This window comes from Novosphingobium sp. TK71 (assembly GCF_055361505.1).
Genome location: NZ_CM143962.1, coordinates 2,690,001 through 2,703,264, shown reverse-complemented (window position 1 = coordinate 2,703,264; position 13,264 = coordinate 2,690,001). Strand labels below are relative to the sequence as shown.

11 protein-coding genes (1 of these 11 running past the window's edge) are annotated in these 13,264 nt (G+C 63.9%); 7 read left to right on the top strand and 4 right to left on the bottom strand.

Going from position 1 to position 13,264, the window contains the following annotated elements; all coding sequences use genetic code 11:
• Positions 1–118: 118 nt before the first annotated feature.
• The 3 genes from ACXJ16_RS12610 to ACXJ16_RS12600 form a co-directional block, all read right to left on the bottom strand.
• A complete protein-coding gene (locus ACXJ16_RS12610) occupies positions 119–1,333 on the bottom strand; it encodes an aromatic ring-hydroxylating oxygenase subunit alpha (RefSeq protein ID WP_054442004.1) in 1,215 nt (404 codons plus the stop codon).
• 217 nt (positions 1,334–1,550) lie between these two features.
• Positions 1,551–2,816 carry an MFS transporter gene (locus tag ACXJ16_RS12605; RefSeq protein WP_292635196.1) on the bottom strand — a complete coding sequence of 422 codons (1,266 nt, stop codon included), beginning with the start codon at positions 2,814–2,816 and terminating at the stop codon, positions 1,551–1,553.
• 212 nt (positions 2,817–3,028) lie between these two features.
• Positions 3,029–5,410, bottom strand: coding sequence for a TonB-dependent receptor (locus ACXJ16_RS12600; RefSeq protein ID WP_454796451.1), 2,382 nt, complete (start codon positions 5,408–5,410; stop codon positions 3,029–3,031).
• 383 nt (positions 5,411–5,793) lie between these two features.
• Here ACXJ16_RS12600 and ACXJ16_RS12595 point away from each other — a divergent pair, with 383 nt between their 5' ends.
• Both ACXJ16_RS12595 and ACXJ16_RS12590 read left to right on the top strand, forming a co-directional pair.
• A complete protein-coding gene (locus ACXJ16_RS12595; RefSeq protein WP_454796452.1) occupies positions 5,794–6,813 on the top strand; it encodes an aldo/keto reductase in 1,020 nt (339 codons plus the stop codon).
• Between the two features lie 31 nt (positions 6,814–6,844).
• Entirely contained in the window at positions 6,845–7,840 is a 996-nt protein-coding gene (locus tag ACXJ16_RS12590) for a bile acid:sodium symporter family protein (protein ID WP_463920775.1), read from the top strand.
• Position 7,841: 1 nt separating this feature from the next.
• Here the strand turns inward: ACXJ16_RS12590 and ACXJ16_RS12585 are convergent, their stop codons facing one another.
• Positions 7,842–8,831, bottom strand: coding sequence for a GlxA family transcriptional regulator (locus ACXJ16_RS12585; RefSeq protein WP_324697582.1), 990 nt, complete (start codon positions 8,829–8,831; stop codon positions 7,842–7,844).
• 141 nt (positions 8,832–8,972) lie between these two features.
• Here ACXJ16_RS12585 and ACXJ16_RS12580 point away from each other — a divergent pair, with 141 nt between their 5' ends.
• The 5 genes from ACXJ16_RS12580 to ACXJ16_RS12560 form a co-directional block, all read left to right on the top strand.
• Positions 8,973–9,764, top strand: coding sequence for an SDR family NAD(P)-dependent oxidoreductase (locus ACXJ16_RS12580; RefSeq protein WP_324697584.1), 792 nt, complete (start codon positions 8,973–8,975; stop codon positions 9,762–9,764).
• 11 nt (positions 9,765–9,775) lie between these two features.
• Positions 9,776–10,270: a hypothetical protein gene (locus tag ACXJ16_RS12575; protein ID WP_185998291.1), complete on the top strand. Its 495-nt coding sequence runs from the start codon at positions 9,776–9,778 to the stop codon at positions 10,268–10,270.
• Positions 10,271–10,413: 143 nt separating this feature from the next.
• A complete protein-coding gene (locus ACXJ16_RS12570) occupies positions 10,414–10,854 on the top strand; it encodes an RrF2 family transcriptional regulator (protein WP_054442256.1) in 441 nt (146 codons plus the stop codon).
• 273 nt (positions 10,855–11,127) lie between these two features.
• Entirely contained in the window at positions 11,128–11,328 is a 201-nt protein-coding gene (locus ACXJ16_RS12565) for a YezD family protein (RefSeq protein ID WP_054442000.1), read from the top strand.
• An 86-nt stretch (positions 11,329–11,414) separates the two neighbouring features.
• Positions 11,415–13,264 carry the 5' portion of a TonB-dependent receptor gene (locus ACXJ16_RS12560; protein ID WP_185998290.1) on the top strand. 709 nt of this gene lie beyond the right edge of the window, so 1,850 of the gene's 2,559 nt are visible here — the first part of the coding sequence; its start codon is at positions 11,415–11,417; the stop codon falls past the right edge of the window.

Sequence of the window (13,264 nt, the reverse complement as noted above, 5' to 3'; positions counted from 1 at the left end):
CCGCGCACGAATCGTTGATTCCTCGCGCCTGCCCGGAAGCGCGGATAAAAAGGCGGCGCCCGGTACGAGACCGGACGCCGCAGACCGTCGGGAATGGGTGACGGTAAAACTCTGTAAATCAGGCGCGCAGGCGGGTGACCGGGGCAGCCAAAGGTTTCTGGGGCCCGCGGCGGCGGTCCCATTCGCGGCGATAGCGCTCCACCAGCCAGACGTTGAGCAGGCGCTGGGCCCCCTCCTGCCAGGAGTAGCGACCGCGCGGCGCGAACTTCGAGCGCAGGCCCTGCTGGACCAGCTCGTCGACGTGGAAGTCCTGGCTGACGATCTCCTCGACCGCTGTGTCGTTCATCTTCATCTTCAGCTCGAACAGCGGATCGTCCATGGCCTCGGGCACCATCAGCGTGCCGATGGTCAGGGCGTGCGACTGGGCCGAGCGCGGGTCCATGATGAGATAGAGCACGGTGTCGTTCAGCACGACCAGCGAGAGGCTGGGCGGCAGGTTCACGAAGAGGAGCCGGTTCTGCTCCTCCTCGGTAAGCTTGGGGAACACCGGGAAGACCGACTTCTGCGTGGCGTTGAAGGCGGCGTTCTTGTGAAGCGTGCCGTTGAGCCGGTAATAGCCCGCCGAATCTTCCGGCACTTCGGGGAAAGTGGCGAGCCCGCTCGGGATGAAGTCGTGCAGCGGCCCTGCGTGCAGGCGGCTGGCGTGGTAGCCGTCGTTGTTGTTCTCCAGCATGACTTTCCAGTTCCAGGGGAACACGGTGGCTTCCTCTGGACGCGGCCCGCGCAGGTTCGCGAAGTCATAGTTGGCGACGACATCCTCCAGCCCCGAAAGGCGCGGGGTCAGCGGCTCGGCTTCGGGATCGAGGTTGATGAAGACGAAGCCGTGCCAGATCTCGTGCCGGATTTCCGGCAGGCTGGCGGCCTTCTTGTCGAAATTGCAGGTGCGGTTCATCGCCGGTGCGCCGACGAGCGTGCCGTCCAGATCGTAGGTCCAGTGATGATAGGGGCAAACGAAGGCGCGGGCATTGCCGTGACCCTCCGCCACCAGCATGGCGCGGTGCTGGCAGACCGCCGAAAGCGCCTTGACGGTGCCGTCGCGCGTTTTGGTGACGATGATCGGCTCGTCCGCGCGGGTCACGGTGAAGAAGTCACCGGGCTTTTCCAGCCACTCGGCACGGCCGACGCAGAGCCATTCGTGCTCGAACAGGGCAGCTTTCTCGAAGTGGTGGAATTCCTCGTCGGTATAGCAGGCCGGAGGCAGCGTGTCGGCTTCGAGCGTGTCCTTGATGGAACTGCCAAGGCTGTCGAAGAACTGATCGTTGAGTAGAGTCATTCCTGCCTGATCCCCGTATCGGTGAGACCGGGGAGAACGCCGTGCGTCCTCCCGCAACCGGGCCAGACTAGCGGGTGCCGCAGGGCAGGGCTTTGCACTGGGCGCAGTGACTTTTGGCAGGAATGGATACCGCCCTGCGAAGTCCGCTTCAAAAATGCAAAAGCCACCCGAAGCGACTACAGCGCTTCGGGTGGCTTTTGCTTCCGGCGGGAACTGCTTATTCGGCCGGGACCATTCCGTCTTCGTCGATCGCGGCTGGCTGCGGGGCGGCTGGTGCGGGGCGATAGACCGGCGCACGCAGGAACAGCACCGCAACGATCGTGGCGGCAGCCAGCAGCAGGGCAAACACGAGGATGGCCAGCGAATAGCCGCCGGTCACGTCGGCGATCCGGCCGGCACCGATCGGGCCGAGGACTGCAAGAGTCGTTGCCGTGGTGGCCATGGCGGTCATATCGCCGGCGATGCCGGCGCCGAAGTAGCGCAGGAGGAGGATATGGGCCGAGAGCCAGGCCATGCCCCAGCCCAGTCCGAACAGCGTGGCGGCCGCCGTGGCGACAAGCACCATCGAGGCGGACCACAGCAATGCCATGGCCAGGGCCTGCAGGGCGAGTCCCGCTACAAGAATGCGGCGCGGGTCGATGCGTTCGCACAGGGTGCCGGTCAGCCCCTTGGCGCCGGTGCCGGCAAAGGCCAGCAGGCTCATGGCGATCGCGCCGGGCGCGGCGCCTTCGCCGAGGTTGGCGATGTGAGCCACGAGAATGGAGTGCGCCGAAGTGACCGCCGTCTGCACCACCGTCATGATGAGGGCGAGAATCAGGAAGCTCGGGGTCATCAGCGCCTGCTTCACGGTCCACACGCTATTCTGCGCCGGGGCGGCCTGCTCATGGCCCGCGCCCTTGACCTGCTCAACGCTTTCCACCTTCACCGCGTCGCGGATGCAGGCGAGGCAGATCAGGCCGAGGATGAGGGCGCTTACGGACATGACCAGCCAGTGCAGGCGCCAGTCGCCGGTCAGGCCGACGATGCCGCCGACGATCAGGGGGCCGACGATGCCGCCCGCCGCGCCGGTCATGAAGTAGAAGCCGATCATCCGTGAGGAGGTGCGCGGGAACCATGTCGCCAGCAGGTAGACGGCGGGCGAGGGAGCGACGAGCGAGAAGCCGATGCCCATCAGCGTGGTGGCCACGAAGAACAGCGTCAGGTGTTCGATCTGCGAAGCGATGAAGAACCCGGCGGCAAGGGTGAGGCAGCCCGCAAACATCGTCAGCCGGGTGCCGATGGATTTCATTAGCAGCGGCGGCAGCGGGCTGGCGAGACCACAGGCGAGCCCGAGCAGCGAGAAGCTGAGCCCCGCGGCCGCCTTCGACCAGCCGAGCTGCGCCACCATCGTATAGAGCACATAGCCGAGAGAGGTGAAGGTCGTCGCCGTCACGAAGAAGAACCCCAGCGAGGCGGCGAACATGACGAGGGCACTGCGCGGCATTGCTACTCCTGCGGGCTCCGTCCGGATGGAATCGCCGGACTGACACGCCGTGCAGGCTCTCATGCTGCGGCTGCACACTCTTGATGACCTGCGCCTAGATAGTTGATCGAGGCTGCGGAACAAGGATCGGCGGCACTTTGTCCGAAAAGGAAAGGGCGCGGAGACCGAAGCCTCCGCGCCCTTTGCCGTTCCCGCGACCCTTTCGGGCCGGATCAGAACTTGTAGCCGACCGAAAGGATCACCTGACGCGGCGGAATGAAGGTCTCCATGACCTGGGCGCTGCCGTAGGGGTCGGAGAAGCGCGAGTTCACGCCGTTCTTGTCGAAGAGATTGACGACGCGCAGGGTGACGTTGGTGTTGGTGTCCTGCGGTTCGTACTTCAGCATCAGGTTGACCTGCGTGTACGAGGGCGTGATGTCGACATCGCCTTCGTTGAACAGGCGGTACTGGTACTTGCCCCGGTAGATCAACTGGGCACGGGCGGTCAGTTCGCCCGGACCGACCTGACCGTTCCAGGTCGCGGCCACATTGCCCTGCCAGCGCGGCAGCTTGGGGATGCGGTTACCCTTGATATCCTCACGCGCGGCATCGCGTGCCGCCACGGCGGCGGCGAAGTTGGTCCAGAACAGGTAGTCGGGATAGCCCGCCGCGTTCTGGGCATTGGCGGCGTTGGTCGGATCGAGCGCGAGGTAGTGCGACGTGAATTCGCCCTCCAGATAGGACATCGAGGCGTCGAAGCGCAGTCCTTCGGTGGGAATGTAGGAGCCTTCGAGTTCGAGGCCGTAGACACGCGCCTTGGGGGCGTTGCTGATGCCCTCGCCGTAAAGGATCGGGTCTTCCTCCAGGAACTGCATGTTGCGATAGTTGTAGAGGAAGGCCGAACCGTTGATCTGGAGCGTATCGCCCAGGAACCGGTTCTTGGTGCCGATCTCGAACGAGTCGACGGTTTCCTGCTTGTAGGTCGGCAGGATCGAGTAGCTGTTGCCCGCGGAAGCGGAAGAGTTGATGCCCCCCGGCTTGAAGCCGCGCGTCCAGCTTGCATAGACCATGTTGCTTGGCGTGATCTGGTAATCCAGCGCGACCTTGCCGGTCCATGCATCGCCCTTGCGGCCTCCCGTGGAGGAAGGCTGGAGATAGGCGCCCGAGGTCTGGCTGGAAGTGCCGCCGGACATGCTGTCGAACATGCCGGTGGCCTTGTCGTGGTTGTATCGCACGCCGGCGGTCAGCTTGAGCTGGCTGGTGAGATCGTAGGTGCCCTGTGCGAAGAAGGCGTAAAGATCGCGCTTGATCGAGGACAGTTCGGCATAAGTCAGGTTTTCGATCGCGGGATCGTTCCAGGCCGTGCTGGTGGGCAGCGCCGGGGAAAGGATGTCGCCGGTCGAACCGCGGTATTCGTTGATGTACTGGCTGTTCTTGGAGTGCAGGTAGACCCCGCCGAGAACCCAGTTGAACGGGCCGCTGCCGTTGGAGGTCAGGTTGAGCTCCTGGCTCCAGCTCTTGGTGTCCGATTCCCACAGCGGCACATGGTCGTAGGCCACGCCGGTGAAGCTGATCGGGTTGTAGGTGTTCTGGAAGAACGTTTCGGTGTCGAGGCCGTCCGAATCCCACGCCTGTTCGGAATGGAGCTTCTGGTAGCCGGTGATCGACTTGATCGTGGCGAACGGCGTCTCCCACTTCACCACGCCGGTATAGAGCTGCGTCTTGACCTTGGAGCGCCCCGGATAGTCCTGCGTCAGTACGCGCGGATCGGTTTCGGGATCGAGGATGTTCTTCTGGGCGGGGCCGTTGGTCTCGCTGTTGAACTGCACCGTGTTCAGCACGACCGAGAAGTTCGAGGCAGGCTGCCACTTGGCGCCGAGACGCCAGCCGGTCTCGTCCTGATCGTCGAGGTCGTACTTTTCTACACCGGGCACCTTGGTGGCATAGGCGTAGCCGTCATGCTTGGTGTACTGGAAGGCGCCGCGCACCGCGAGGGTGCTGGACAGGGGCACGTTCACCGCGCCCGAGCCCTCCATGTAGTTGTAGTTGCCGATCCCGGCGTTGAGATTGCCGCTCAGGCTCTCGGTGCTCGGCTCGATCGATACGACGTTGATGGTGCCGCCGGTCGATCCCTGTCCGAACAGGGTGCCCTGTGGACCGCGCAGTACCTCGACTTGCGCCACGTCGATGAAGGCCGCGCTCGCGGCGATCGAGTTGAAGATGTAGACGCCGTCGATGTGATAGGAGACACCCGGCTGGGTATTGGTGTTCTCGGGCGTTTCCGAACCGATGCCGCGGATCGAGATGATGCGCTCGCCGCCGCCGCTGCGGGCGACCACGAGACCGGGAACCGTACCGTTGAGGCCGGTAATGTCGTTGATGTTCGAGGCCTTGAGCGTTTCGGCGGTGATGGCGCTGACCGAAAGCGGCGCCTGTTGCAGGCTGACGTCGCGGCGCTCGGCAGTGACGACGATATCGGTAAGGCCTTCGGACGGCGCGGCGGCAGCGGTGGCTGCTGCTGCGGCGGCTTCCTCGGCGTGCGCGCTGCCCGATGCGAACGCGAGGAGAGAAACGCTCGAGGCGAGCGCGTAGGCGATTCGTGACTTGCTGATCATGGTAGCTCCCCGAACAAAGTCAGACCGATTCCCGGTTTTGCGGCTCGTGCTTGTGCTTGTGGCCGCTTGTCGGAAAATCTGGCGCGGGGAACGGACGCGGTCTTGTGCATTTGCGAATAAGTACTTGACCGTTGAAACCTGCGACGGAGGACGAAGTTAGTACGAATCGCCGGTTTTCCAAGGCTTGTACGGGTTAACGAACAGGAGTTTTCCCGCAGCCCGCTTTCTTGCAATGCAAAATCGGCGGGGCATGGCGTCTTGCGTCAAGCTGCCGGGTGGTCTGGCGACAAGACCGGGCGCCGGAGGCATGGCAATGGCGGGATGAGTTCGAAGGTCGGCGGCGCAGGCTTTGATCACGCCGCCCCTCAGGGAGAAGCATGGCCATGACCACCGGCATCGCAGAAAGGCTCGCCACCCGTCCGCTCGGTTTGACGGGCATGGAGATCAGCCGCGTCGGATTTGGCGCCTGGGCCATCGGCGGGCCGGACTGGGCGGTCGGTTGGGGCGCGCAGGACGATGCAGATTCGATCCGTGCCATCCGCCATGCCGTGTCACGCGGAGTGAACTGGATCGACACGGCGGCGATCTACGGCCTTGGCCACTCCGAGGAGGTGGTCGCGCGCGCCCTTGCGGAGATGCCCGTTCACGAACGGCCCTATGTCTTCACCAAGTGCGGGCAGGTCTGGGATCCGAACGATCGCAATTCCAAGATTCGCGTCGGCCGCAAGGCGTCGATCGTGCAGGAGGCCGAGGATTCACTGCGGCGCCTGCGCGTGGAGCGGATCGACCTGCTGCAGATGCATTGGCCGGCAGAGGACGGCTCGGCGCTGGACGAATACTGGGGCGCCTTGCTGGAACTGAAGGCGGCGGGGAAGGTGAGGGCGGTCGGCCTGTCCAATCACGATGCCGGGCAACTGGCCGAGGCTGAGGGCATGGGCCATGTCGACACCCTTCAGCCGCCGCTTTCGGCGTTGAAGCGCGGTGCGATGGAACGGGACCTGCCATGGTGTCTTGCCCGGGATACCGGGGTGATCGTCTATAGCCCGATGCAGTCGGGCCTGCTTTCCGGGGCCTTCTCGGCCGAGCGCGCGGCGGCGCTTGCCGCGGATGACTGGCGTAGCCGCCATCCCGACTTCACCGGGGAGAATCTCGTTCGCAACTTGGCCGTGGCAGCGGCGATGAAGCCGGTGGCAGAGCGGCACGGGGTATCGCAGGCTGCGGTGGCGGTTGCCTGGGTGCTGGCTGTTCCGGGCGTCACGGGGGCCATCGTCGGCGCGCGCAGCCCGGCGCAAGTGGACGGCTGGGTGGCCGCGGCCGGTCTGGTGCTGAGCGATGAGGACTTGGCCGGAATTGCTGCCGCCATTCGCGATTCCGGTGCGGGCTCCGGTCCCGTTTCCGGCTGATTTCCTTCTTTTCCCTCGATCAGGACTCTCCATGAATCGCCTGCTTTCGCGCCTGAACATCGATCCTTATCTTCTCCTGCTGGTCTCGACGGTGGGGCTGGCCTCGGTGCTTCCGGCGCGCGGGGTCTGGGCGGATGTGGCGGGCGGGGTGGCCGATGCGGGGATCGCGCTGCTGTTCTTCCTGCACGGCGCCAAGCTCTCTCGCGAGGCTATCCTCGACGGGGCGCGGGCGTGGAAGCTGCACCTGACGGTGGCCTGCCTGACTTTCGTGCTGTTCCCGCTGATCGGCCTTGGCGTGAGTGCCATTCCGGGCCTCGAACCCTCGCTGGCGACCGGGGTGCTGTTCCTGACCCTGCTGCCCTCAACGGTGCAGAGTTCGATCGCCTTCACCGCGATTGCGGGCGGCAACGTGGCGGCGGCGGTGTGCAGCGCCTCGTTCTCGAACCTTGCGGGCATTTTCCTGACCCCGGTGCTCACCGCGCTGCTCATCACCGGCAAGGCGCAGGGCTTCTCGACCGATCCGATCGTCACGATTTCGCTCCAGCTGCTGCTGCCGTTCGTGGCGGGACACCTGCTGCGGCCGTGGATCGGGGGCTTCGTCCACCGGCACAAGAAGCTGCTGGGCTATACGGATCGCGGTTCGATCCTGCTGGTGGTCTATACCGCGTTCGGGGCCGCCGTGCTCGAGGGACTGTGGCAGAAGGTGACGCTTTCCGAACTGGCGCTCATCGCGGCGCTTTCGCTTGGGATTCTGGCGCTCGTGATGGTGCTGGGAAATGTGCTGGGCAGGCTGCTGGGCTTCAATCACGAAGACCGCATCGTCATCCTGTTCTGCGGCTCGAAAAAGAGCCTGGCGACCGGCGTGCCGCTGGCAGGCGTGCTGTTTCCCGCCGCGCAGGTGGGCGCGATCATCCTGCCGCTGATGTTCTTCCACCAGATCCAGCTCATGGTCTGCGCCGTTCTCGCCCGAAGGCTCGCCGCCAAGGCCGAAGAGCGGAAGGGCGACGGGGCGCTTTCTCCGGGGTGAATCAGGCTGCCACCGCCAGTTCCGCTCCACTGTGGAAGCGAGCCCGATAGTCGCCGGGAGTCAGGCCAAGTATCCGGCTGAACACGCGGCGAAACGCGGTGGCGTCCTCATAGCCCACCGACCAGGCGATCTGGTCGATCGAGCGCCGGGTGAATTCCAGCAGTTCGCGCGCCTTGCCGATGCGCAAGTGCTGGACGTATTCGGTGGGCTTCATCCCGGTCGCGCTCTTGAACCGGCGCTGGAGCGTGCGTTCCTCAAGCCCGGCCATATCCGCCATTTCGGCCACGCTGGCCGGTCGGCCGCCGCGTGACTGCAACCAGTGCTGCACCTTCAGGATCGCCTCGTCGCCATGCGTGAGTTTCGGCGCGAAGCTGGAATAGTGCCGCTGTTCGCGCCCGGCGGGATCGACGAGCAGGAACTTCGCGGTTTCGATCATGACGGTCGGGCCAAGCAGGCGGTCAACCAGCCGCACGCCCAGATCGGTCCAGGCCATGAGTCCGCCTCCGGTGATGATGTCACCGTCCTCGATCACGATCTTGTCAGGTTCTACGAGAACCTTGGGAAACCGCTCCCGGAAGTCCTGCGCGAAAAGCCAGTGCGTGGTTGCCGGACGGCCGTCGAGAAGCCCGGTTGCGGCGAGGATGAAGGCGCCGCCGCAGCTGGAGGCCAGCGTGGCGCCGCGTGCATGGTGCTCGCGCAGCCATCGGGCATAAGGGGCGGCTTCTTCCAGGCCGGCAGGTCCGGAAAGGCGGCCGGGGACTATCAGCACCGAAGGTTCTCCCGGCCGGTCCGCCGCGGTGTCGTGGCATCGCGCGAACTGGCCCTCTTCGCTGCGCATCCAGTGACTGACGCGAAGGGCCGGCCCGCCGCGCCCGGTGGAGAAGTGGGAAGCTATGGCGAAGAGGTCCGTAATTCCATGGATCATCGCCATCTGGCAGCCGTGGTAGAGTAAGAGGCCAACTTCCAGTTCAGGCCGCGAAGTCGGTTTCATCGTCGCGAACATCCTTTGTCGGTTTTGGCCTGCTCAATGTCGCAAGCGCCGCGCCCCGAACGGGACGGCAAAGCCTATCTCCAATCGTGCCCGGCGCAAAGACACCGACCCCGAAAGCAATAGAAGCCCAGGAGAAGTACGATGAGCAAGAACACCTACCTCGTTACCGGCGCTTCCGATGGCATCGGCGCGCTCTATGCCGACCGTCTGGCCCGTCGCGGGCATGACCTGATCCTCGTCGCTCGCCGCAAGGACAGGCTGGCCGATCTCGCCGCGCGGCTCGAGGCGGAAACCGGCGTCGCGGTGGAAGTGATCGCTGCCGATCTCGCGGTGGCCGAGGATCTGTTGCACGTGGAACAGCGGCTGCGCGCCGACGATGCGATCGTGGGCCTCGTCAATAATGCGGGCATCGCCAACGAAGGCTCGATCGTCGAAGCCGACCCCGACTATCTTTCGGGCATGATCGACCTCAACATCCGCGCCGTAACCCGCCTTTCGGCGGCGATCGCGCCCCGGTTGGCTGCTGCGGGAGAGGGGACCATCGTCAACATCACTTCCGTCACGGCGCTGATGCCGGATGCCTTCACGGCGGTCTATCCCGCCACGAAGGCCTATGTGCTGGCATTTAGCGAAGCGCTCGCCGCCGAACTCGGCCCCAAGGGCGTTCGCGTCCAGGCGGTTCTGCCGGGGATCACTCGCACCGCGATCTGGACCGATGAGAAGATGGCGACGCTTCCCGCGCACATGGTCATGGAAGCGCAAGACATGGTCGATGCCGCGCTCGCCGGTCTCGACATGGGAGAAGCGGTGACCATCCCGGCGCTGCCCGACATGGCGCAGTATGAAGCCTATCTGGCGGCGCGCCTCGCGATGCGTCCCAACCTTTCGCTTTCAACACCCGCGCTGCGCTACGGCGCGGTGGCGGCCAACTGAGGGAGCGTGTCATGATCCTTGGTCTCGATATCGCCCAGTTCACCGCACTCCATGTCGCGATCAGCTTGGTAGCGATCGCGACCGGGATCGTGGTCATGCTGGCCTTCGCATCGGGCCGCGTGAGAGTGCGGTTCCTCACAGGGCTCTTTCTCGTCACTACGGCGGCGACGACGCTCACCGGTTTCCTGTTTCCGATCCGCGCGATTACGCCGGCGCTCATTACCGGAATCGTCTCGACCCCGGTTCTCGCAGTCGCCTTCATTGCGGTCTACCGTTACGGGCTGAAGGGCCGCGCGAGGGCTATTTATGCTGTGAGCGCGAGCCTGGCGCTTTACCTCAACCTGCTGGCCTTCGTGACACAGGCCTTCCTGAAAGTGCCGTCGCTTCATGCTCTCGCTCCCCAAGGGACCGAGACTCCATTTCTCGCGGCACAACTCGCGACGCTCGCCGCCATGATCGCACTGGGCATCCGTACTTTCTCGGTCGCCCGCCGGACAGCCGCCTGACCCCTGTTTCGACACCTGCCTCCGCCTGAACCGGCCTCCGGCGGAGGCGCCATTTTGCCTTGCCAACCAAAAAGGCTGACAATCTGTGAAATCACGGCTTAACGGCCTTGCCATCGGCTCTTGCGCTGCTGCATGACGGGAACGTGCTTTCGCAGAAAACCCGATACGCCATCCGCGCCATGCAGCATCTTGCCGACAACTACGGGCAAGGTCCGATTCAACTCGCGCAGATCGCCGAAGCACAGAACATTCCCGCCAAATTCCTGACGACGATCCTGTCCGAACTGACCCGGTTCGGCATTGTCGATTCCCAGCGAGGCAAGGATGGCGGCTACCGGCTTGCGGTCTCCCCGATCGACATCACTTATGGCGATCTCATTCGCCTGATGCGCGGATCGCTCGCACTCGTGCCCTGCGCCAGTCGTTTCGCGCACGAAAAGTGCAAGAATTGCCTTGAAGAAGGTGAATGTCGCACTCGTGCCTTGATGCTGGAAGTGCGTGATCGCACCGCTGAACTGCTTGACGGCGTGCGTCTTTCTGACCGGATCGACCCCGTTCCCGCGCAGATCGACGAAGACGTCTAAGCGCGGAAGCGCCGCCCCGCGCGGCAAGTAAGTATCCATTTTATTTATATTTTTCGCGAAGCGATGCCGTCCGGATAGCCGGGCGGTCGATGGCTGCGATCCCTATTTGCCATCCTGTTCAAAGGGGGGAGCCATTCATCGCTTCGGCGTAAATAGATTTTGCTTTGGCGTGAAAACGAGAAACTTTCGGGTAGGCGTATTGTCAACTTATTAAGTTGAGAATACGAGTGCGGACGGCGGCAGGATAAAGCCGCGCTCGGAGGAAGATTCGCAATGTCTCAACCGTCATCGGACAACCAGCGATCGGGACTGCACCTCTCCAGGGATTCAGAGGGCACAAATCCCAAGGCGGCACCTCTTCAGGTAGTCGCCGATGCCCTGGATCAGATGCGCTACGGCGTCATCCAACTGACAGTCCACGATGGAAAGCTCGTTCAGCTGGACATCACTGAACGGCGGCGCTTCGCCTCGTAGGCGTGCGCTTCACCGGAACCTGACAGCCTGCCGCGCAGACCGGACCGCCGGATGTGAGGCCCTTCGAAAAACATAAGGGGGACTTCATGAGAAAGTTTATTCGCGGGCCGCTTCCGGCCCCGCTTCCACTCGCTTGCCTATCGTTCACGCTCATGCTGGCCGCGACGCCCGCATTGGCCGAGGAAGCCGCGGAACCGGTGGCGACGACGACATCGGTCAATGCCGACGGCACCGAAGAGGGACCGCCGACCTCGGTGGGCACGGGCGCCCACGATCGCGGTGGTGAGATCCTCGTGACGGCACGTCGCCGTCAGGAATCGAGCCAGGAAGTGCCTTTGGCGATCTCCGTGGTGGGCGGCGAGCATATCGACTCCACCGGCTCGTTCAACGTCGGCCGCCTCCAGCAGCTCACGCCTACACTGCAGTTCTATTCCTCGAACCCGCGCAACACGGCGGTCAACATTCGCGGTCTCGGAGTGCCGTTCGGCCTTACCAATGACGGTATCGAACAGGGCGTCGGTATCTACATCGACGACGTCTACAACTCGCGCGTCGCCTCGGCCACGTTCGATTTCCTCGACGTCGCCCAGATCGAAGTGCTGCGCGGACCGCAAGGCACGCTCTACGGCAAGAACACCACGGCCGGCGCGATCAACATCACGACGAACCAGCCCACCTTCGACTTCGAAGGCAAGGCCGAAGTCTCGATCGGCAACTACAACTTCAAGCAGGCCAAGGCCGCTGTTTCCGGCCCGCTGACAGACAAGCTGGCGGCACGCATTGCCATCTCCTCGACTGACCGTCGCGGCACGATCTACAATGTGACGACCAACCAGTGGATTCAGAGCCAGGACAACCTCGGCCTGCGCGGCCAGTTGCTCTGGAAGCCGACCGACACGCTGGCGATCACGCTTGCAGGGGATTTCAGCACGCAGGATGCGAACTGCTGCGGTTCGGTCTACGTCCGCACCGGTACGACCCAGCGTGCGCTCAACCGCCAGTTCGCCGCGCTTGCCGCAGCGCAGGGCTATGCACCGCCCAGCACCGATCCTTTCGACCGTCTTACCGATCTCGACACGCCGCTGAAGGCGAAGAACAAGATCGGCGGCGCTTCGCTGCGCGTGAAGTGGAATCTCGGCGCGGGCGAACTGACCTCGGTCACCGCCTGGCGTTTCTGGGACTGGGATCCGTCCAACGACCGTGACTTCACCGGCCTGCCGATCGTCTCCCTGTCGCAGAACCCCTCGCAGCAGGACCAGTATACGCAGGAACTGCGCTACAACTACAGCAGTGACAAGATCGACTTCGTCGTCGGTGCCTTCGGCTTCTACCAGCGCATCGATACGCAGGGCACCGAAGCGCAAGGCGCCGCCGCCAGCCGCTGGAGCATCAATCCGGGCAACGACTCCGTCGTCCCGCCGGGCTCATCGGGCTGCGGCCCCACGACGTCGAACCAGCTCGCCTGCGATCCTTCGGTGCTGAACGGCCTGGTTGCCTACAACACGCAGTATCTCAAGAACACCAGCGCTGCGCTGTTTGGCCAGTTGAGCTGGCATCTCACGCCGGAACTGACGCTCCAGCCCGGCGTGCGCCTGAACTATGACAAGAAGGAAGGCTACTACCAGCGCCGCGTCTTCGATGGGCAGGGCAATGAACTGCTGCTCGGTCAGGCGTCCTATACGCCGCGCCAGACCGCGCAGTTGGCGATCTACACCCCGCAGGAAATCTCGCCCGAATTCAGCGACTGGAACTTCAGCTACGATTTCAACGCAAGCTACAAGATCACGCCGGACGTGCTGTTCTATGCAACTTACGCAAAGAGCTTCAAGTCGGGCGGTATCAACCAGAACGGCGTGCCGGTCGACCTTCAGAACAACCCGATTCTCGCCTCGGCCACGGTGAAGCCGGAATCGGTTCATAACTACGAGGCCGGCAT